At 67.4% G+C, this 18,379-nt stretch carries 15 protein-coding genes; 11 read left to right on the forward strand and 4 right to left on the reverse strand.

Going from position 1 to position 18,379, the window contains the following annotated elements; all coding sequences use genetic code 11:
- Positions 1-47 precede the first annotated feature (47 nt).
- The 3 genes from ACSVDD_RS23565 to ACSVDD_RS23575 are packed head-to-tail and all read left to right on the forward strand — an operon-like array spanning position 48 to position 2,899.
- Positions 48-785 (forward strand): AAA family ATPase, encoded by a 738-nt coding sequence (locus ACSVDD_RS23565; RefSeq protein ID WP_448191848.1) that lies wholly within the window; start codon positions 48-50, stop codon positions 783-785.
- Complete coding sequence (locus tag ACSVDD_RS23570) at positions 782-1,786, forward strand: COG4223 family protein (RefSeq protein WP_448191849.1); 1,005 nt, start codon at positions 782-784, stop codon at positions 1,784-1,786. The genes ACSVDD_RS23565 and ACSVDD_RS23570 overlap by 4 nt, the downstream gene beginning before the upstream one ends.
- Positions 1,787-1,840: 54 nt before the next feature.
- A complete protein-coding gene (locus ACSVDD_RS23575; RefSeq protein ID WP_448191850.1) occupies positions 1,841-2,899 on the forward strand; it encodes a tetratricopeptide repeat protein in 1,059 nt (352 codons plus the stop codon).
- Positions 2,900-2,965: 66 nt separating this feature from the next.
- On the opposite strand, the gene ACSVDD_RS23580 is transcribed toward ACSVDD_RS23575, so the two are convergent.
- Positions 2,966-3,220, reverse strand: coding sequence for a hypothetical protein (locus ACSVDD_RS23580; protein WP_448191851.1), 255 nt, complete (start codon positions 3,218-3,220; stop codon positions 2,966-2,968).
- 127 nt (positions 3,221-3,347) lie between these two features.
- Here ACSVDD_RS23580 and ACSVDD_RS23585 point away from each other — a divergent pair, with 127 nt between their 5' ends.
- The 3 genes from ACSVDD_RS23585 to ACSVDD_RS23595 all read left to right on the forward strand — a co-directional run bounded on the left by ACSVDD_RS23585 (position 3,348) and on the right by ACSVDD_RS23595 (position 8,460).
- Positions 3,348-4,670 (forward strand): efflux RND transporter periplasmic adaptor subunit, encoded by a 1,323-nt coding sequence (locus ACSVDD_RS23585; RefSeq protein WP_448191852.1) that lies wholly within the window; start codon positions 3,348-3,350, stop codon positions 4,668-4,670.
- 37 nt (positions 4,671-4,707) lie between these two features.
- Complete coding sequence (locus tag ACSVDD_RS23590) at positions 4,708-5,271, forward strand: hypothetical protein (RefSeq protein ID WP_448191853.1); 564 nt, start codon at positions 4,708-4,710, stop codon at positions 5,269-5,271.
- 78 nt (positions 5,272-5,349) lie between these two features.
- Positions 5,350-8,460, forward strand: coding sequence for an efflux RND transporter permease subunit (locus ACSVDD_RS23595; protein WP_448191854.1), 3,111 nt, complete (start codon positions 5,350-5,352; stop codon positions 8,458-8,460).
- 88 nt (positions 8,461-8,548) lie between these two features.
- Here ACSVDD_RS23595 and ACSVDD_RS23600 read toward each other — a convergent pair whose 3' ends face one another.
- Positions 8,549-10,273, reverse strand: coding sequence for a uracil-xanthine permease family protein (locus tag ACSVDD_RS23600; protein WP_448191855.1), 1,725 nt, complete (start codon positions 10,271-10,273; stop codon positions 8,549-8,551).
- Positions 10,274-10,487: 214 nt separating this feature from the next.
- Between ACSVDD_RS23600 and ACSVDD_RS23605 the strand changes: the two genes are divergently transcribed.
- From ACSVDD_RS23605 to ACSVDD_RS23615, 3 genes are all read left to right on the forward strand, one after another.
- Positions 10,488-10,721, forward strand: a complete 234-nt coding sequence (locus ACSVDD_RS23605) for a hypothetical protein (protein WP_448191856.1) — start codon at positions 10,488-10,490, stop codon at positions 10,719-10,721.
- 117 nt (positions 10,722-10,838) lie between these two features.
- Positions 10,839-11,273, forward strand: a complete 435-nt coding sequence (locus ACSVDD_RS23610; protein ID WP_448191857.1) for a cyclic nucleotide-binding domain-containing protein — start codon at positions 10,839-10,841, stop codon at positions 11,271-11,273.
- A gap of 12 nt (positions 11,274-11,285) precedes the next feature.
- A complete protein-coding gene (locus ACSVDD_RS23615; RefSeq protein WP_448191858.1) occupies positions 11,286-11,624 on the forward strand; it encodes a hypothetical protein in 339 nt (112 codons plus the stop codon).
- A 33-nt stretch (positions 11,625-11,657) separates the two neighbouring features.
- On the opposite strand, the gene ACSVDD_RS23620 is transcribed toward ACSVDD_RS23615, so the two are convergent.
- Together ACSVDD_RS23620 and glgX are read right to left on the reverse strand one after the other, a co-directional pair.
- Entirely contained in the window at positions 11,658-11,840 is a 183-nt protein-coding gene (locus tag ACSVDD_RS23620) for a Nif11-like leader peptide family natural product precursor (protein ID WP_448191859.1), read from the reverse strand.
- A gap of 113 nt (positions 11,841-11,953) precedes the next feature.
- Positions 11,954-14,131 carry a glycogen debranching protein GlgX gene (gene glgX / locus ACSVDD_RS23625; RefSeq protein ID WP_448191948.1) on the reverse strand — a complete coding sequence of 726 codons (2,178 nt, stop codon included), beginning with the start codon at positions 14,129-14,131 and terminating at the stop codon, positions 11,954-11,956.
- 527 nt (positions 14,132-14,658) lie between these two features.
- On the opposite strand from glgX, the gene ACSVDD_RS23630 reads away from it, so the two are divergent.
- A complete protein-coding gene (locus tag ACSVDD_RS23630; RefSeq protein ID WP_448191860.1) occupies positions 14,659-16,839 on the forward strand; it encodes a hybrid sensor histidine kinase/response regulator in 2,181 nt (726 codons plus the stop codon).
- Between the two features lie 96 nt (positions 16,840-16,935).
- Positions 16,936-18,339 (forward strand): glycosyltransferase family protein, encoded by a 1,404-nt coding sequence (locus tag ACSVDD_RS23635; RefSeq protein WP_448191861.1) that lies wholly within the window; start codon positions 16,936-16,938, stop codon positions 18,337-18,339.
- Positions 18,340-18,379: the final 40 nt, after the last annotated feature.

Genomic DNA, 18,379 nt, shown 5'->3' on the forward strand with positions numbered 1-18,379 from the left:
CGTATGACCTTCGTTGTGCGGCAATGACTGGGAGAGTGGGAGTCTGGATGACAACCTACGGCAACATATGCCATTCATCTTTCTTATTCGACCACTCTGCTGTACCGTTCCCGACCATGGCAGGAAGAATTATTGCGATCGGGAATCTGAAGGGCGGAACCGGCAAGAGCACGCTTGCCGTGAACCTTGCCAGTGCGCTTGGCGGCGGCGCGAAGCGGCAGGCCGTCCTCGTGGATGCCGATTCCCAGGGAACGGCGATGGAATGGGGCGCCAGAGGGCGGCTGCCGGTGTCGGTCGAGGCGATGCCGCTCGATCCCGAAGCCGGTCAGGCGAATGGCGACGGGGCGTGGCTGGAGGCCGTCAACGGGTTGGCGGCACGGCACGAGTTCGTCGTGATCGACCTGCCTCCGCACCTCGGAACCTCCATCGTCCTGGCGCTGGTCGCGGCCGACCTTCTGGTCGTTCCGGTGACCCCCAGTGGCGCCGACATCCGGGCGACGTCCAAGGCCATCGACCTGTTGCGGCAGGCCCGCACGGTCCGCGGTAATGGAAAGCCCGGCTGTCTGCTGGTCCCCTCGCGGGTGGACCGGCGCACGGCCGCCGGCAAGGAGATCGAGGCGGTGCTGCACGATTTTGGTGAGCCCGTTGCGCCCGCCATCGGGCAGCGCTCGGCTCACATCGATGCGTTCACCGCCGGCGAATGGATTGGCGCGTATGCGCCGCGCACGAGCGCGCATGATGAGATTCAGGCGCTGACTGCCATCATCAGGAGGGTCAAGGCATGACGATCAGGAAGCGCCCGTCGTTGCGCGAAAACATTCCCGGCGGTGACGACACCGCGCGCCAGCTGGAGCAGGCGGAGTCGCTCGAGCAACTGCGCCGGGGCGATGCCGCGTCCACGGCATCCGCCGCCGCGCCGGAGCCGGCCGCCCCGCCCCCCGAGGCGCCTCCAGTGGCGCCCCCCGTGGCCGCGCTGGCGCACGCTTACATGCATGGGCCGTCCGACGCACCGCCGGTTCGGTCGTCGGGCCGCGGGCTGACCGCCGTCGCGACCGTGCTGACGGTTCTCGCCGTGGGCACCCTGGCGGGTGCCGGCGCGCTGTGGTGGGGTGAGCAGCGCGGGGGCGCGCCGGGCGATTTGCTGAACCGCATCGGTGCCCTGGAGATCACGCTCGGCACCACCACCGGCGGCAAGCTCAGCGACCGCGTTGCCGCGCTGGAGGCGTCCGTCGCCCAGGTGACGGGCAGTTCGCAGGTGGTCGGCATCCTGGCGGCGCGGCAGCTCCGCGGGGCGTTGGCGGACTCCGCTCCCTTCGTCAACGAACTGGCGCTGGTCCGGTTGGCGGGGGTGGCCGACGCGGACACCGCGAAGGCGCTCGACCGCATCGCCGGCCGCGCCGCGGTGGGCATCCCGACGCGCAACGAGCTGAACGGCCGGTTCGCCGTTCTCGTGCCGACCGTTCTCAACGCGGAGTTGGGCACGGGCAGCAACGGCATCGGCGAAACCATGTGGGGGTGGGTGACCGGCGTGGCGAATGTCCTGCGCCTGCCGGCGTCCGAAACGGTCGTGGAGAGCAAGGCCGCGGAGCTGCTGACGCGCGCCGGGATGATGCTCGAAGCTGGCGACCTGTCCGGCGCCCTGGAGCGCGTGTCGCTGCTGGAGGGCCCGTCCGCCGAGGCCGCCAAGCCGTGGATGGAGGATGTGGGCGCGCGGATCGCTGCGGACCAAGCCGCCACGCTGCTGAGCAATCGTGTCACCGCCATGCTTGCGGCCGGCAAGCGCTAACCTAACGAACGCTGTCCCGGGACCGGCATCGGTACCCCGGGACGGGAGGGGCACATGGATTTCGGTTTGCTCTCGTTTCCGGTGATGATCGCGTCGATGCTGTTCGGCTACGCGGTCTTCTTCGACACCAGTGCCGTGGTCTTCCACGACGTCTCGGTTCCGAACGCGGTCGTATCCGACGGGTATTCCGCGAGGGTCGTCGCTTCCCGCCTCGCCAACGAGGTGCGCGTCATCGACCAGAAGGCGCGGACGGTCAAGGAGCTTCGGGAGTTCGTCCTTCCCGACGACGAATCGGCGGTCAATGCGCTCGGCGATTACTTCAAGTTCGGCGAGCCGATCCGCGCCGTTCAGGAACTCATCGGGCTGGTCGATTACAACTTCACCGGCGACATGGTGCGGCAGGGCGGCGATCTGAAGCTGTCCGTGCGTGGCTCCGCCCACAAGAAGAAGAAGGTGTTCAACGAGGTCGTCACCGGCAAGGATCCCGAGCAGATCGTGCACGAGATGGCGATCAACATCGTGCGGTTCATCGATCCGTACATCGTTGCCTCCTACGTCTATGAAACGACGAAGGATCAGAATTCCAAGGACTTCAGCGCCGCGATGCACGAGGTGCGCTATTGCCTGATCCACCTTCCCAAGGAGGATCTGCATTGGGCATACAATCTCTATGGGCTGATCCTGGTCCAGCAGGGGAAGCCGGATGCGGCGATCGAGCGCTTCAATGAAGCGTTGCAGCTGAAGCCCGATTTCGTCCTGGCCGTCTACAACACCGGCAACGCGCTGCTGGAAAAGAAGCAGTACGATCAGGCCATCGGCAAGTTCAACGAGGTGCTCAAGCTCGACGCCAAGAACAAGATTCGCACGCCGCATGCCTACACGCAGTGGGGCGTGGCGCTGACCCGGCAAGGGCAGGCGGACGCGGCGGTGTCGAAGTTCCAGAAGGCGATCCAGGTGGACCCGATGTACGCCGATGCCTACTACCGGCTCGGCATGGTCCTCAAGCAGCAGGGCAAGGTGAAGGAAGCGCAGGAGATGATCCAGAAGGCGGTCGACCGCGCGCCGTTGCGCAAGGATTACGCGGCCGATCTCGATCCGCAGCTGATCAACTGACGGGGAGCCGCACCGTGCGGGCCGAGCCCGCCGGTGCGGCGTGTGACATCGGCTTGTGCCTGCGGCTTAGGCTTGAACATAGGGTTGTTGCTTGGTCATGATTTCTTCTGGGGGAAATCCGAGGGGTTCCGATTCGATGCCAGCGCGCACCTTGACCCGCGATCGTGCCAGGGGTTCGGTTCGGGCCGCCGTCGTGTTGTCACTGATGGCGGCCGTCGCACCGACCGCCGCTTCACGCGCGGGCGAGCCGGCGGCGAAGGCGGCCCCCAGCCCGGTTTCCCCTGAGGCATCGATACCACCGGATGAGGGAGCCGCCAGCATCCTCGGCTCCGCTGGAGCGGCCGCCAGTTACGTCTACAATGGAACCGTGGGGTGGCTGTGGTCCGCGACCGATAGCGTCGCGTCCGTGTATTCCGGGGTGGGGCAGGCGCTCTACGAGACGGCCTACATGATGGGGATCAACCGCACGCCGCTCGCGCGGACGGAGTTCGCCGACCTGGGTGCCGAGCTTTGGCCGCTCGCGCCCCCGATCACCGGGGGAATGTCCGGGCCGGTCTCCGGCCCGCTTCCCAGCCCCGTTGCCAGTTCGGCCGCCGTCACGGAAGCCGTCTCGCCACCGGAAGCCCCGGTCGCGGAGTCGCCGAAGCAATCGGACGATCCCCCGTCCACCGATCTTCAGGCCACCGCGCCCCAGTCCGCCGTTCCGCCGTCCGCCACGCTTCAGCCGATGGACCCCGGCCTGCTGGCCAACCTCCTTTACGACCGTTCCTCGCGCAACGCCGATGGCTCGTACTTCGTGCCGAAGCCCTTGCAGCGCATGTTCGAGGTGCGCACGGAGCGAGTCGCGACCACCGAGGTGCGGTCCGTGAACAAACTGAACGGCCGGATCGTACCGGACCCGAAGGCGCATGGACGGGTCGAGGCAGGGTTGCTGGGCCGATTCGAACCGCCGGAAACCGGCATGCCGGTGCTGGGGGACGTGGTCCGCAAAGGGCAGGTCCTGGGCGCCGTGGTGCCGGTCGTCGGTGTGGTGGACCGCAGCAACGTCCGGCGCGAGATCGCCCGCTTGACACACGAGATTAGAGTCACGGCGGAAGGTCTTGAAATCACGAAACAATTCAGTTTCGTGCCGTTCCGCGACGGGAAGATCATCCAGATGGAGGCAAGGCTCGCCGGCCTGCGTCAGGAGCGCGAGGCGCTTCTGCCCATGCTGAAGACGCAGGAATACCTCCGCGCCCCCATCGACGGCGTGATCGCCGCGTCTTCGGCGGTCGCCGGGCGCGTGACCCAGCCGGGCGAGATGGTGTTCGACATCGTGAATCCGAAACTGCTCTGGGTCGAAGCCACGGTGCCGGATCCGATGATCGCCGTCGAGGCAACCCCCGGCACGCTGGCCAGCGCCCGGACCCCGGAAGGGCAGAACCTGACCGTGACGTATGTCGGCAGCGGTCCCGCGGTGCGCCAGCAATCGACGCCGATGCTGTTCCGCATCGAGAATCCGCCCAAGGGCTTGCGGGTGGGCCGCCCGGCGGCGGTCCTTTTGCAGAGCGAACACACCTCGCAGCGCGGTCTGCCGGTGCGCCGCGCCGCGATTTCCGTCGGGTCCGACGGCGTCCAGCAGGTGTGGGAGCAGACCGACGCGGAGACGTTCGTGTCGCACGCGGTCCAGACCCAGGACATCGACGCCCAGACCGTATTGGTCCTGAGCGGGTTGAACGAAGGCGCGCGCATTGTCGTTCGCGGCGTCAGTCTCATGGCGCAGTTGCAGTAGGGTGATCATGCGAACGATGCACCAGTTCGGACGTACCATGGACCGGTTCCGTCCGGTGATCGCGGCGCTTGCGCTGATCGGCGTCCTGGCCACCCAGACGCCCGCGGCCCGCGCCGAGGACAAGGATGACGGGGCGTCCAGCCGTGCGCCGCGCGTGACGGTGCAGATCGGCGAGCTGAACGTCGTGCTGGTGTCGAGCGACGACCAGCTCTACGCCTTCGTCGACCGCATCGAGGACAACGCGCCGGCCGAGGATGCCGCGATCACCGTCACCCGGACCGGCAGCCGTTCGCCCCTGGAGTTCACCAAGGCGTCGTCCGGCCTGTTCGTGGCGCCGTACAAACGCACCACCGGCCTCCTTCAGGATGTCTTCACGGTGTCGGTCGAGTCCGCCGATGGCACCGGAGAGCAGAAGGCGACGCTGGTCTACGAGGCAGCACCCGTCGCCGCGGTCCGCAGCACCAATGGAAGCTTTGGCCGTCTTCTGTCCATCGCCCTCGTTTCGGGCATGATCGGGTCGGTGGCCACGGTGCTGCTGATGCGCCGTGCGCGCCGCGGGCACCGGGCCGACCCGCCGCCGCCGCTGGTGAGGGTCGCCTGAATGATCACCGTTCAACGGACACGTTTGCCGGCGCCCCGGCTGCTGCCGCTTCGCACAATCACACGCTGAGGCCTTGCGATGTTCCAGGCGATCGTCGCCTTCAGCCTCCGTCAGCGCGTCTTCGTTCTCGTCGCCTCGCTCATCCTGATCGGCTGGGGGATGTTCGTCGCTCGGGGCGTGCCGATCGATTTGCTGCCGGAGCTGCGGCAACCCGCGGTCAACGTCGTCACCGAATCGGGCAGTCTGGCGGCCGAGGAGGTGGAACAGCTGGTCACCCAGCCCATCGAGGCGGCGCTCAGCGGCATTGCCGGGGTGACGCGCGTCCGCAGCACATCCAGCGCCGCCTTCTCGCGGGTCATGGCGGTGTTCGCTTGGGGGACCGACCCCTACCGGAACCGGCAATTGGTGATGGAGCGGCTGACGCAGGTGCGCGACCGGCTGCCGGCCGGGCTGTTGCCGCAGTTGGCGCCGATGTCGGCGGCGACCGGGCTGATCATGCACATGGGCGTGACCGGCGGGGCGGACGCGATGGCGCTGCGCGAATACGTCGAGTGGGTGCTGCGCCCGCGCCTGCTGGCGCTGGAGGGGGTCGCCCAGGCCTTCCTCATCGGCGGCGAAGTGAAGACGTTCCGCTTCACGCCCGATCCGGTGGCGATGAACGATCTGGGCATCTCCCTTCAGCAGGTCGAGCAGACGCTGACCGCGTTCGGCACGAACAGCAGCGGCGGCTTCGCCGAGGCGCGGGGCAAGGAATACCCGATCCGCAACATCGGAAAATCCAGCAAGCTGGAGGATATGCGCAAGCTGGTCGTCGCCTACCGCGACGGCACGCCGGTGCTGCTGGGGCAGATCGGCGACGTGCAGTTCACCCCGCGGGTCAAGCGCGGCGACGGCGCGTTCAACGGCGTTCCTTCGGTGAACATCTCCATCGTCAAGCACACGACGGCGAACACGGTGCAGGTCGATGCGGGCATCCGGCAGTTGCTGAACGACATGCAGGCCACGGCGCCGCCGGGGGTCAAGCTCGGCCAGATTTCGTACAGCCAAGCCGACATGATCAACGAGGCGATCTCCAACGTCGGCGAGATCCTGCGCGACGGCGTGATCATCGTCGCCGTCGTCCTCATGCTGTTCCTGGCGAACGTGCGGTCGACCGCGATTTCGCTGCTGGCCATCCCGATCTCGCTGGTGGTCAGCGTCGTGGCGTTCCATCTGATGGGCGCGACCCTGAACACGATGACGCTGGGCGGTATCGCGATCGCGCTTGGCGAACTGGTCGATGATTCCGTCGTCGACGTCGAGAACATCCTGCGCCGCCTGGGCGAGAACCGGAAGCGCCCGAAGCCGGAACCGGTCATCACCGTGATCGCGCGGGCCTCGCAGGAGGTCCGGTCGGGCATCGTCTACGCCACTGCGATCATCCTCTTGGTGTTCATTCCCCTGTTCGCCATGCCGGGCCAGCCCGGCCGCATGTTCGGGCCGCTGGCGATGGCCTACATCGTCTCGATCTTCGCCAGTCTGGTGGTGTCGGTCACGGTGACTCCGGTGCTGGCGTCCTACCTGTTTCCGCGGATGCGCGGGCTGGAGCACTCCCATGAGGGGTGGTTCGTGCTCTGGCTGAAGCGCGTGAACCAACGCGCGCTGCTGTGGGTGCTGGGCCATGCGCGCCCGGTGCTGATCGGCGTCGGCACCGCCGTCGTGATCGCGGCCGCGTCGGTGCCGCTGCTGCCGCGCTCGTTCCTGCCGGATTTCAACGAGGGCAACGTCTATGTGACCCTTCTGCTGAGTCCGGGAACCTCGCTGGCCGAATCCTACCGGATCGGCCACATGGCCGAGCAGATCATCATGCAGGTGCCCGAGGTGAAGGCTATGTCACGCCGTGCCGGGCGTTACGAGCAGGATGCCGACGGCGACCCGGTCAACGACAACGAAATGCCGATCAAGGTCGTGCTGGACCAGGGGCGCACCCGGCAGGAGGTGATGGCGGACATCCGCCGCCGGCTGGCGATCTTCTCCGCCGACCTGTCGGTGACCCAGTTCCTGACCGAGCGCATGCAGTCCGAGGACAACGGGGTGAAGGGCGCCATCATCCTGAAGATCTACGGTCAGGATCTGGGAACCCTGCGCACCCTGGCGGAGCGGTTCCGCGAGCGGTTCGGGCGCGTTTCCGGTCTGGTGGACCTCCTCATCGAGCAGCAGCAATACACGCCGCAGCTGCGCGTCACCGTCGATTACGACCGCGCCGAGCTGTTCGGCATCACCCCGGCGGCGATCACGCAGGCGCTGGAGAGTTTTTCCGGCGGCCGGACGGTTTCGCAGATCATCGACAACGGGCGGCGCTACGACGTGGTGATGCGGCTCAACGACGAGGACCGCGCGCCGGAGCAGTTGGGGCTGTTGCGGATCGGCACGCCATCGGGATCGGTGCCGATCTCGTCGTTCGCGACGGTCGCCGTCACGAATGGCCCAAGCCTCATCCTGCGCGAGGACGCCGTGCGGCGGATCGCGGTCATGGCGAACACCGACGGGTCGGACACGGCCAAGATCGTCGCCGAGATGCGCGAGATCATCGCGTCGACCCCGCTTCCCGTCGGCTATCGGACCAGCCTGGAGGGCAGCTTCCGCGAGGGCGAATCGGGGCGGGCGATGATGTCAATCCTGACGCCGCTCTCCATCGCGCTGATCTTCCTTGTGCTGCACCAGCGCTTCCGCTCCTGGAAGCTGTGCATGATCGTCATGGGCAACATTCCTCTGGCCGTCGCGGGCAGCATCGCCGCGCTGTGGATCACCGGGCAGGATCTCAGTCTGGCGGCGCTGATCGGGTTCATCGCGGTGACCGGCGTCGCCGTGCGCAACAGCCTTCTGAAGGTCAGCCACTTCATCAACCTTCATCTGCACGAAGGCATGCCGATGGGACGGGAGCTGATCCTGCGGGGGTGTGCCGAGCGGTTGACGCCGGTGCTGATGACCGCGCTGGCCGCGGGGCTGGCCCTGATCCCGCTGCTGTTCGTCTCCGATCGGGCGGGGACGGAAATCCTGCACCCGGTGGCCGTCGCCATTTTCGGCGGGCTGATCAGTTCGACGCTGCTGGACACCTTCACCACGCCGCTGCTGTTTGAACTGTTCGGGCAGCGGGAAGTCGGGCTGGTCATCGCGACGAACGCGGAACTGGCCTACGAGACGTTCTGACGGGAACTGTCGGGTTCGATCCGAAGGCGCTTGATGGACGGCATCAAGCGCCTTCAGCTTGACGGGAACCGGAGATCAGGCCCGGAAATCATGCGTTGAACCGCATGCTGATGATGCTGCGCTGGCCGCGCAGGTCCGCTTTGATGTGGTCGGCGACACGGCTGATCATGAAGCTGGCCAGCCGGCGTGCGCCGTCTTCCGATTCCATGACTTCCTCAGCGCTGGGCTTGACGTCGCTGGGGACCAGCAGGTCGCCGGCGTAGCTGACGGTCACCTCGAAGCTGAACTCGTCGAACTTCGTCTGGATGCTGATCGGCTGCGTCCCATCGTCCTGCGCCCGCACCATGTCGTGCGACACCAGCGCCTCGACGATCTCGTGCGTCCCGAAACTCGCCCGGTAGACGACCTCCGGACCGGCCCCCCAGAGCTGGCCCTGCTCCGTCATGAACGCGCTGAGCTGCTCGGCATCCAGCGCCGTTCCGTCGATGGTGAAGCGGCTGCGCCGGTGAATACCGATGCGGAACAGCGCGTTCAACAGCACCGCGAGCGTGACCGCCACCGCCATCGGCGAGCTGACCCAGGGCGCAAGCCACGTCGGAACGCCTTCGAAATATTCCGGGTCGTACAGGCGCGCCAGACCGAAGGTGAGCGAGATGCCCAGCACGAACACCTTGCGCTGGTCGAGCAGGCGCGAGGCCATCACCTGGATGCCGTTCACCACCAGGAAGCAGCCGCTGAACAGCAGCGCCGCCCCGATCACCGGTTGCGGCATGATGAGGAGCAGGGTGGCCAGCTTGGGCGACAGCGCCAGCACGAACAGCAGGGCGCCGATGCCGAACCCGATCACCCGGCAGGTGGCGCCGGTCGCCACCGACAGGCCGACCGCGCCCGAGGTGGAAGACTGCCCGACTCCGCCGATGAGGCCGGCAACGATGTTGGTCAACCCGTCGGCCAGGATGCCGCGCCCGATGTTCGGCAAGTCGGGCCGCTTCCACTCCGCATCGTTGGCGCGTTGCGCCGCGGTCACCGCGCCCACGGTGTTGAGCGACATGGCCAGCGCGGCGATGGCGAAGGGCAGCAGCAGGTCGGCATCGAACGCGACGCCGAAGGCCCCGAGCGACGGCAGCGCGAACAGCGGTGCCGCACGGACGCTGTCCATCGCGGTTGGCGCGAACTGGTCGAAGGGCGCCGCCGCCAGATAGCCGACCGCCATGCCGATCAGCGTGCAGAACAGCCGAAGCCGTTGCCCGCCCCAGACGCTGATGCCGACGATGGCGGCGAGCGCCACGGCGGCGACGGCAAGGTGGCCGCCGCGGTGGGCGATATCCACCCCGACGCCGAGGAAACTGCGCTCCGCCAGCACCATGACCGACAGGCCGACGAAGAAGACCACGAACCCCGCGATCTCCGCGGGGAACAGCGGGCGCAGGCGGTGAATGGTCCGCGACAGCACGACGACGATCAGGCCGGTGACGATGGTCATGCCGAACAGCAGCTCGATGCCGCCCCTCGCGACGGCCGCGGTGGCCGGCGGCAGCAGGATCGTCGTGGTGGTGGTGGGCACCAGGAAGCCCGAGCCGATGCCGCGCCGGTCGACCGCCTGAAGGATGGCGCCGATGGCGCCGGCGATCATGGTCAGGCTGAGCAGCCGGCTGCCCGCTTCGCTGTTCAGGCCGGCCATGCGCGCCACGGTCACGGCGATGACCAGATAGATGGCGATCAACGCCAGATGCTGTAGCGACAGCAGCAGAATCACGGGCAGCGACGGTACGTCCGCAACGTCGTAGATCAGTTCCGTCGGGCGCTTAGCCATTGCGGCAATCGTCAGGTCCATGAGCGTCGGGAGCCCCCGGCGGGCAGCCCGAGGACCACTGTCGCAGATCATCCGGACGCATGCAAAGGCCGTTAAGGCAGAGCTTGCGCACCCTGGAAATGATTGCTTTGCTCATTGGTGGTGTCTCAGGCAAAATCCGGACATGCCAAAGCCGCGGGGCCTCGCATCGTCACACGCGCGTCGGGAGACCGTCATGGAGCCATCGTTTGCCGTGCTGATCGTTACGGCCTCCATCCTCGGGGGCGTGGTGATGGATGTCGGCGTGAACACGTTGCAGAACTGGTACGACACGTTCTACCAGGACTCGTTCTGGTCTGGCCGCCGCAACAGCCCCGAGCTGGAGGCGCAGCTCGCCCGCGAGGAGGCGGAGGTGAGCCGCCTGATCAACGAACGCGACTTCGCGGCGGATATCAACGGCCAGCCATAACACCGCTCGGGTTGTTTCAAGGACGAAACCCACACGACATATCCGGATAACAATCCGTTCCTACAGTTGCCTCCACCGGAAATCCAGGGGGGTTCCGGAAGCTGTAGGGAGAAGGTCATGGGTGCGAGCCAGGGGCAGACGGAGATTTCAAGGGGCATTGCGGCGCGCGCCGGTTTGGCACTGTCCGCCACTGGCGCGGAGGCCATCCAACGCGGCTCCGTTCCCGCGCGCCAAGGCAACGCGTCGCCAATTCCCTTGCGCACCGAGGCGGCCATGCAGCATCATGAATTCATCTCCAAGGCTGTTTCCACCGACCGTGAGATCACCTTGGAAGCGCTTCGTGTCTTCACTTACCTCAGCCGCCGGCTCCATTTCGATCAATCCATCCCGGTTTTGCAGTCCGAACTCGCCGATGCGCTGGGCATGCAACGCCCGAATGTGAACCGCGCGATCAAGCTGCTGGAGACCAAGCAGATCCTTTTGCGCGAGTCCAAACTGGGGCGTGCGATCACGTTCCGTCTCAACCCGGAACTGGGCAGCCGAGCGGCATAGCCTGGCGATGGAATGATCTTAGAGACCCGTGAGCTTGTTTTTACCAACACCGCGCTGAAAAAGGCTTTCGAGTGGTACGCCAAGGTCCCCAATCAGGGGGACCTGCCGCCGGGAGCCATCACGTCGGTAAGCCCGAAGCCTGGGGGTGCGGTGACGCTGTTGGTGCAGCAGAGCGGGACGTCGAAGAATCGCGAGGTGGCCTTCACCGCCAGCAAGACCATGGCGGTCCTGCTGTATTTTTGCCGCAAGCAGCGCATTCCGATCCCGCGCGATGCTGAAAAGGACATCGCCACGAAAGGCGACACCATCAGCCTGACGATTTCCGGCCAGACTCGCACCGTCTCCCCGTAGGCTCCACGGTTGCGGTGTGGCGGTGGCCGCGCGTCAGCGTGGAGGGGAGCGGCGCAGCGGGATGTCGGCGGCGTCGAACCGGAAGCCGTGCCGCCCGGCGAAATCCACAAGGTCTTCGAGCGTGTGCAACGCCCCCGAGGTGCGGTTCAGGTCCGCCTTCAGATTGGGGTCACTTTGCGTCGCTACCAAGAAGCGCAGGTAATCTGTCTTGCCCATGACGGGGTCATACTGCATTCGCGTGATATGCTGATTTCATTTATGTAAAATTCTATTAAACGAGATGCGGCACGATGCCGCAGAGGCGCCGCGCCAACCGACACCTGCGCCCACTATTTCACCGGCTCACCGGTCCTCGCCGACACCGGCCGGTCGGCGTTGCGCAGGGCTTTCGCCGCGGCCCGCAGCGACGTGTCGGACCGGCGGTCGGGCATCAGTTCGAACAGCAGAAGCGAGCGGCCGGTGACTGGAACCTCGTCGCCGTTGCGCGCGGTGGAGACATCGACGCTGTCCGGTTCGCCTGTGTCGAGCAGCTTCAGCCACTGGCTGCCGCCGACCACCTCGGGCAGGGTGAAAGGCACCACGTCGTGGTAGGCGTTGACGATCAGCAGCAGAGTGGCGTCGGCGGCCTGCCGCTTGATCCCCGTCGCCTGCGCCCGCCCATCGAGCAGCAGGCCCAGGCAGCGCGCCAGCGGGTCCTGCCACTGCTCGGTGGTCTTCTCGATGCCGGCCGGCGTCACCCAGGTGGCGTCCTTGACCTCCAACTCCGGGTTGAAGGCGCCGGTCAGGAAGCGCTGGCGGCGCAGCAGCGGATGGCTCTGCCGCAAGGCGGTCAGGCGGCGCACGAAGTCCATTAGCTCGTGCCCCTCGTCGTCGATGCCCTCCCAGTCGATCCAGGAGATGTCGTTGTCCTGGCAATAGGCGTTGTTGTTACCGTGCTGGGTGCGGCCGAACTCGTCGCCGGCCAGGATCATCGGCGTGCCCTGCGAGAACAGCAGGGTTGCCAGCAGGTTGCGCATCTGGCGCAGGCGCAGCTGCTTGATCTCCGGGTCGTCGGTCGGCCCCTCGACGCCGTGGTTCCAGGACAAATTGTTGGAGTGGCCGTCGTTGTTGCCCTCGCCGTTCGCCTCGTTGTGCTTGTCGTTGTAGGAGACGAGGTCGCGCAGCGTGAAGCCGTCGTGCGCGGTGATGAAGTTGACCGAGGCCCACGGCTTGCGCCCGCGCCGGTTGAACAGGTCGCCTGACGCGGTGACGCGGGCCGCCAGTTCCGGCAGTTTGCCCTCGTCGCCTTTCCAGTAGGCGCGCACGGTGTCGCGGTACTTGTCGTTCCATTCCGCCCAGCCCGGCGGGAAGCCGCCCACCTGATAGCCGCCGGGGCCGCAATCCCAAGGCTCGGCGATCAGCTTGACGCGGCTCAGCACCGGGTCCTGCCGGCAGCTGTCAAGGAAGCCGCCGCCCTCGTCGAAGCCGTGCGGCTCGCGCCCGAGGATGGTCGCCAGATCGAAGCGGAACCCGTCCACGTGCATTTCGGTGACCCAGTAACGCAAGCTGTCGTTGACCATCTGCAAGACGCGCGGGTGGCTGAGGTTCAGCGTGTTCCCGGTCCCGGTGTCGTTGATGTAGTAACGCGGGTCCGGCGCCAGCCGGTAATAGGACGCGTTGTCTATCCCCTTGAACGAGAGGGTCGGACCCATCTCGTTGCCTTCTGCGGTGTGGTTGTAAACCACGTCGAGAATGACCTCGATCCCCGCCTCGTGAAAGCGGGCGACCATCTCCTTGAACTCGTAGATGGCACCGCTCGCCAAGTAACGCGGATCCGGCGCGAAGAACCCGATGGAGTTGTATCCCCAGTAGTTGCGCAGCCCCTTTTCCAGCAACGTGCGGTCATCGACGAAGGCGTGCACTGGCAGCAGTTCCACCGCGGTGACGCCCAGCGCGCAGATGGTGTCCACCACGTCCTGGTGGGCCATGCCGGCGAAGGTGCCGCGGTGCTGCGGCGGCACGGCGGGGTGCCGCATGGTGTAGCCGCGCACGTGCGCCTCGTAGAGGATGGTGTTGTCCCATGGAACGGTCGGCGCGCGGTCCTTGCCCCAGGTGAAGGCGGGATCGACGACCACGCACTTCGGCATGCCCGGCGCCGAATCGCGGCGGTCGAAGGACAAATCGTTGCGGGCCGAGCCGATGCGGTAGCCGAAATGCGCGTCCGACCAGCGCAGCGGCCCCACCAGATGCTTGGCGTAGGGGTCGATCAGCAGCTTGTTGGGGTTGAAGCGGTGCCCGGCGCGCGGCTCGTAGGGGCCGTGTACGCGGTAGCCGTAGACGGTGCCGGGGCGGGCGTCCGGCACATAGCCGTGCCAAACTTCGTCGGTGTATTCCGGCAACTCGATGCGCTCCAGCTCGCGCCGGCCCTCGCGGTCGAACAGGCACAGCTCCACCCTGGTGGCGTTGGCTGAGAACAGCGCGAAGTTGACGCCCAGCCCGTCCCACGTGGCACCCAACGGGTAGGGCATGCCTTCACGGACGCGGGAACGGCGCAGGATTTGCGGAGCGGTGGACTTCTTCACTGAATCGACCTCGGCGGGGGACGGGATACGGGCGAGCCAACAGGGAACACGCCAAGCGCTGCGATGATCCGCCGCCCGCCGCCGTTTACCAATCCACGGCCAAGCCTCTGCCTTTATGAGAATCGTCATAGTCGTCAAGGCAGGTCGCCGCCGCCTGGCTCGCGTGCTATGATTTTGGTAAGAAAATAAAAACCAAATACAAGATGATTGCGCGTCCCGATGGATTGGTTAAGGGCTTTTCTCGACGAACGCCCAGGCCTTCGGGACGGCCTCCCCTGGCGATCAAGGTGGCGTGAATGTCATGAGCTGGTGAGATTTTTCCAACGGGGTGCCGCCCACGTCGCCGCCCGGTGACTTGTGACGACCCTGTCAACCCGTACGGAATCCGCCCCGGCCCGGCCGAGGCCGGTTCCCGAACCCCGCCCGGCAGCCCCGCCCGAACACGGCCGGGCAGCCTTTCACCCCATGACGCCATGTCCCGGAAACCCTTCCGCAGCTATTTGTCGCTCGACCCACGGGCGGTCCTCCTCGGCATCGTGCTCTCGGTGAGCGTGCTGGGTGGCCTGTCGTGGTGCGCCGTCACGGCGCTCGACTACGTGGACACGCTCGGGCGCGCGGTGTGGGACACCCGCGCGACGGCCACGCTGCTGGAGGGCCATGCCCGCTCGATGCTGGAGCCGCGCGTCGAACTGTTGGAGCGCGTCGCCGACCGGCTGCAAGGCCGCGGCATGGGGGCGCTGGCCGGCCGGGCGCTCAATGAGGCACTGGCGGCCCCGCCCGGCACGCTGGCCATCGTGGATTCGGACGGACACGGCGTGTTCGGCCCGTCCATCGCGCTGGACGGGACGCCGGAGGGCTCTCTCGACCGGGCGGACGACGGCAGTGGCCTGCTGGCCGGCGCCGGCAGCGTGGACGGTGTCGACGCGCTGGTGCTCGGCCGCCGCATCCGCGGGCCGGATGGCGCCCGTGAGGGTGCCGTGCTAGTGGCCTTGCCGGCGGCGGCGCTGTCGGCCGTGCTGAACGCGCTCGACGGGCCGCAACGGCGCGCTGGGCTGTACCGTCCTGATGGGGCCATCCTCGCCGGGCGCGGCGCGCCGGCCCTGGGCGCCCTGCGGACGGCGGACGGCAACCCGGCGCAGGTGACGGAGTCCTGGCCGGTCGCCGAAGGCGAGCGCATCCGCGAACACATCCTGGCCTGGAACCGCGTGGGCGCGCTGCCGGTGCTGGCCGCCGTTGCCGTACCGCGCGACGCCGTGCTGGCGTCCTGGCACGCGCGCCTGGAGCGCGGCGCCTTGGTTGCCGGGGCCAGCCTGCTGGCGCTGCTCGGCCTCGCCGGGCTGGGCTGGGGCAGCCTGCGCCGCGAGGAATCGGCGATGCGCGCCCTGGCCGAGGCCAACACCCGTCTGGAGCAGCGCGTCGAGGAACGCACCACCGACCTGCGGTCGCTCAACCAGAAGCTCGTCGCCGCGCTGGCCGAGAAGGAGCGGGCGCATCAGGCCAAGGCGCGCTTCCTGTCTGCCGCCAACCACGATCTGCGGCAACCCTTCCAGGCGTTGCGCCTGTTTCACCACCTGCTGAGCGAGCGCCTGAAGGACCCGCGCGAGAAGGCCATCGCCGACAAGATGGGCGAGGCGCTGGAGAGCGGCGAGACGTTGCTGCACGCGCTGCTGGAGGTGGCGACTCTGGACGCCGGCGTGGTCCGGCCGAACATCGGCGCCGTCTCCATCGCCAACGTGCTGGAGGACGTGGCGTCCGAGTTCCGGCCGGCCGCCGCCGCCAAGGGGCTGGATCTGCGGGTGCACAGCTGCGGCTGCGCGGTGCGCAGCGACCCGGTTCTGCTGACCCGCATGCTGCGCGATCTGGTCGGAAACGCCGTTGCCTACACCCGCGAGGGCGGCATCCTCATCGGCTGTCGGCCACGCGGTCAATGGCTGCGCATCGAGGTGTGGGACACCGGGCCGGGCATCGCGGCCGAGCATTTGGATAGCATCTTCGAGGACTTCGTCCAGCTCGGCAACCCGGAGCGCGACCGTTCCCGGGGCCTCGGCCTCGGGCTTGCCAAGGTGCGCCGCAAGGCGGCGCTGCTCGGGCACGCGGTGGACGTGCGCTCCCGGCCAGGGCACGGACCGAGGCAAGGGCATGGGTCGGTGTTCGCCATCATGGTGCCGGTGGCGGCGTCCGAGCCCACGGCCGAGTCCACTCCCGCCGCCGGGCCGGAGCACGCAACGCCGGCCGAGCGCCTGATCCTGGTGGTCGAGGACGATCCGGTGCAGCGCTCGGGCGTGCAACTGCTGCTGGAGGGCTGGGGACACCGGGTGATGACCGCGGCGGATGGCTTCGTGGCGCTGGAGCGCGTGCGGACCTCCCCACGGGTGCCGGACGTGATCGTCACCGACTTTCGCCTGCCGGGGCCGATGACCGGCGTACAGGTGGTGACTCGCGTCGGCGAAGCGGCCGGGCATCCGGTGCCGGGCATCATCCTGACCGGCGACACCGCGCCCGAGCGCATCCGCGAGGCGGTGGCGACCGGCTGCCGGCTGCTGCACAAGCCGTTCTCGCCGGACCTGCTGCGTGATGCGCTGGCCGCCGTGGCGGCGCAGGAGCTGGCGCAGCCCGGCCGCGGCGCACAGCGAACGGCGACGGCTGCGGCCTGACGGCCGGCTCCGGCGTGTCGCAGCCATCCCTGATTGCAACCTGCGCTGCGGCCCTGTATCCAATGACCCTTGGTTGGGATCTGCTGGGGAACGCCGGTGCAGTCTTCCATCGAACGAGACCTGCTGAATCCCCAGGTGCGGCGCAACGTGGTGGACAACGTCAGGGAGCTCGACGGCGGGGAGCTGACGTTCGAAGTGCTGATCGTCGCCTCCGTCTGCGCGGTCATGGACCGGCGCTTCGCCGATGCCGACGCCTTCTTCGAACTGACCTGCGCGTTGGCGCACACGACGGCCCGGCCGGGTCCCGAGCACGCGCAACTGCTGATGTGTTGCCTCAACGCCATCAAAGTGACGCTGTACGGCGGCGACGCCGTCTCCGCGCGCCAATGCAGCAAGATCCTGAAGCTGCTCGAACTGGTCGATCCGGAACACAGCGGCGCCCATGCCGGTGCGCTGCCGGGCCGCCTCCCGGCCATCGGCCGGCCCCACGTGTTCCCCTACGCGGAGCGGCCGTTGAGCGGCGTCGAGGCCGACATCCTCATCCGCAAGCACTTCTACGGACCCGGCTCGCGGCTGCACGACATCGGCTGGCGCACCGCCACCGGACTGGAGCGGAGCGGCTGGAAGACGCGTCAGATCGACCTGCGGCACGACCTCGGCTTCAACCCCGACGCGGTCGATGCGTTCACCGCGCGCCGGGCGGGCGCACGCCGGCGGTTCGCCTTCGTCGATCTGCCCGTCTTCTTCGGGCCGAACGAGATCCCGGCAGCGGTCGCCTTCCTTCAGCGCCTGCGGCCGCACTACGACGCCATTGTCTGCATGATCTTCGACGCCTGGACGCCCGGTCTGGACGTGCAGCTCCGCGAATGCCTGCCGCATCTGGACCTCATCTGGGCGGTCCATCCGTACGCATCGGCCTTCTCGAACCCGGCCATCGCCGCCAAGGCCACCTTCATCCCGGTCATGACGGGCATCGACCCGGAGATGGCCACACCCGCGCCCGCCGAAGGGGCCGAGGGAGATCATCGGCTGTCGTTCGCCGGATCGATCGAGGCATTCAACGTCCACCGGATGTACTGGTACCTGCTGAGCCGGCAATATCCGGAATTCCTGCACTTCTCGGTGAGCGACTCGCGCGATGACGGCCTGAGCGTCGAGGCCAGTCAGGCGCTGTACCTCGACCGGCTGCGGCGGACGAAGCACTGCCTGAACCTGAGCCGCCGGGCGACCGGTTACCGCGCGTTGACCGGCCGGGCGTTCGAGGTGCCGGCCATGAACCGCCTGCTGGTTCAGGAATACTGCGAGGACGTCCGCTACTACTTCCGCCCCGGCGAGCATTTCGTCGAGTTCGAGACCATAGACGAACTCTTGGCGTCGGCCGACGACATCCGCAGCCGGCCGGAGCATTTCCGGCGCATGGCCGGCGATGCGCATCGCTTCTTCCGCGAGCGCTACGCCGACGATGCCGTCACGCGCCACCTGTCCCACCTGCTGGGCTGACACGCCTGCCTTTCCACGTCGCCTTTCCAGGTCGGACGGC

Source organism: Azospirillum terrae (assembly GCF_053470425.1).